Here is a 2,926-nt window from a genome sequence, read left to right on the forward strand (position 1 = left end):
TTCAGTAAAACCCATTAGGGTTGTATGGTTAAGCCTCACGAGTCATTAGTACAGGTTAGCTCAACGCCTCACAACGCTTACACACCCTGCCTATCAACGTCCTAGTCTCGGACGGCTCTTTAGAGACCTTAAAGGTCTAGGGATGACTCATCTCAGGGCTCGCTTCCCGCTTAGATGCTTTCAGCGGTTATCGATTCCGAACGTAGCTACCGGGCAATGCTATTGGCATAACAACCCGAACACCAGCGGTTCGTCCACTCCGGTCCTCTCGTACTAGGAGCAGCTCCCTTCAATCATCCAACGCCCACGGCAGATAGGGACCGAACTGTCTCACGACGTTCTGAACCCAGCTCGCGTACCACTTTAAATGGCGAACAGCCATACCCTTGGGACCGACTTCAGCCCCAGGATGTGATGAGCCGACATCGAGGTGCCAAACACCGCCGTCGATATGAACTCTTGGGCGGTATCAGCCTGTTATCCCCGGAGTACCTTTTATCCGTTGAGCGATGGCCCTTCCATTCAGAACCACCGGATCACTATGACCTACTTTCGTACCTGCTCGACGTGTCTGTCTCGCAGTTAAGCTAGCTTATGCCATTGCACTAACCACACGATGTCCGACCGTGTTTAGCTAACCTTCGTGCTCCTCCGTTACTCTTTGGGAGGAGACCGCCCCAGTCAAACTACCCACCAGGCACTGTCCTTACCCCAGATAATGGGGCCAAGTTAGAACATCAACACTACAAGGGTGGTATTTCAAGATTGCCTCCACTCCATCTGGCGACGAAGTTTCAAAGGCTCCCACCTATCCTACACATGTAGGGTCAATGTTCAGTGCCAAGCTATAGTAAAGGTTCACGGGGTCTTTCCGTCTAGCCGCGGGTATACGGCATCTTCACCGCAATTTCAACTTCACTGAGTCTCGGCTGGAGACAGCGTGGCCATCATTACGCCATTCGTGCAGGTCGGAACTTACCCGACAAGGAATTTCGCTACCTTAGGACCGTTATAGTTACGGCCGCCGTTTACCGGGGCTTCGATCATGAGCTTCGACACAAGGTCTAACCCAATCAATTAACCTTCCGGCACCGGGCAGGCGTCACACCGTATACGTCATCTTGCGATTTTGCACAGTGCTGTGTTTTTGATAAACAGTTGCAGCCACCTGGTATCTGCGACTCCCAATAGCTTAGAGAGCAAGTCTCATCACCATCAAGAGCGTACCTTCTCCCGAAGTTACGGTACCATTTTGCCTAGTTCCTTCAGCCGAGTTCTCTCAAGCGCCTTGGTATTCTCTACCCAACCACCTGTGTCGGTTTGGGGTACGATTCCTACTTACCTGAAGCTTAGAAGATTTTCCTGGAAGCAGGGCATCAACGACTTCATCACCTTAGTGACTCGTCATCAGCTCTCAGCCTTATGTAAACCCGGATTTACCTAAGTCTACAGCCTACAGCCTTAAACGCGGACAACCAACGCCGCGCTCGCCTAGCCTTCTCCGTCTCTCCATCGCAGTAAGCAGAAGTACCGGAATATTAACCGGTTTCCCATCGACTACGCCTTTCGGCCTCGCCTTAGGGGTCGACTCACCCTGCCCTGATTAACATTGGACAGGAACCCTTGGTCTTTCGGCGAGGGAGTTTTTCACTCCCTTTATCGTTACTCATGTCAGCATTCGCACTTCTGATACGTCCAGAGTGGGTTACCCCTTCTCCTTCATCCGCTTACAGAACGCTCCTCTACCGCTCAAGATAAATCTTGAACCCGTAGCTTCGGTGTATTGCTTAGCCCCGTTAAATCTTCCGCGCAGGCCGACTCGACTAGTGAGCTATTACGCTTTCTTTAAAAGATGGCTGCTTCTAAGCCAACTTCCTAGCTGTCTAAGCCTTCCCACATCGTTTCCCACTTAGCAATAACTTTGGGACCTTAGCTGACGGTCTGGGTTGTTTCCCTTTCGACGACGGACGTTAGCACCCGCCGTCTGTCTCCCGGATAGCACTCTTTGGTATTCGGAGTTTGCAAAGGGTTGGTAAGTCGGGATGACCCCCTAGCCTTAACAGTGCTCTACCCCCAAAGGTGTTCGTCCGAGGCGCTACCTAAATAGCTTTCGAGGAGAACCAGATATCTCCCGGTTTGATTGGCCTTTCACCCCCAGCCACAAGTCATCACCGCATTTTTCAACATACGTGTGTTCGGTCCTCCAGTTGATGTTACTCAACCTTCAACCTGCCCATGGCTAGATCACCGGGTTTCGGGTCTACACCTTGCAACTATTCGCGCAGTTAACACTCGGTTTCCCTACGGCTCCGCTATTCGCTTAACCTCGCTACAAAATGTAAGTCGCTGACCCATTATACAAAAGGTACGCAGTCACGGTCTCAAGGACCGCTCCCACTGCTTGTACGTATACGGTTTCAGGTTCTATTTCACTCCCCTCACTGGGGTTCTTTTCGCCTTTCCCTCACGGTACTGGTTCACTATCGGTCAGTCAGGAGTATTTAGCCTTGGAGGATGGTCCCCCCATGTTCAGACAACATATCACGTGTGCCGTCCTACTCGATTTCATTCTATAGTCGTTTTCATGTACGGGGCTATCACCCTGTGCCGCTGCGCTTCCCAACGCATTCCATTAACTTCTATAAAACTTAAGGGCTAATCCCCGTTCGCTCGCCGCTACTAGGGGAATCTCGGTTGATTTCTTTTCCTATGGGTACTTAGATGTTTCAGTTCCCCACGTTCGCCTCATACAGCTATGTATTCACTGTATGATGATGTCTTATGACACCGGGTTGCCCCATTCGGAAATCTCAGTCTGTAACGGTTTTTATCACCTTAACTGAGCTTATCGCAGATTAACACGTCCTTCATCGCCTCTGACTGCCAAGGCATCCACCGTATACGCTTAGTCACTTAACCATACAAC

The 2,926-nt window shown here is 50.8% G+C and carries 1 rRNA gene; it reads right to left on the minus strand.

The window, feature by feature from the left end:
- Positions 1-24: 24 nt before the first annotated feature.
- A 23S ribosomal RNA gene (locus AC1EU0_RS19095) occupies positions 25-2,919 on the minus strand.
- Between the last annotated feature and the right edge of the window lie 7 nt (positions 2,920-2,926).

The organism is Parashewanella sp. 2210YD4-3, assembly GCF_056591735.1.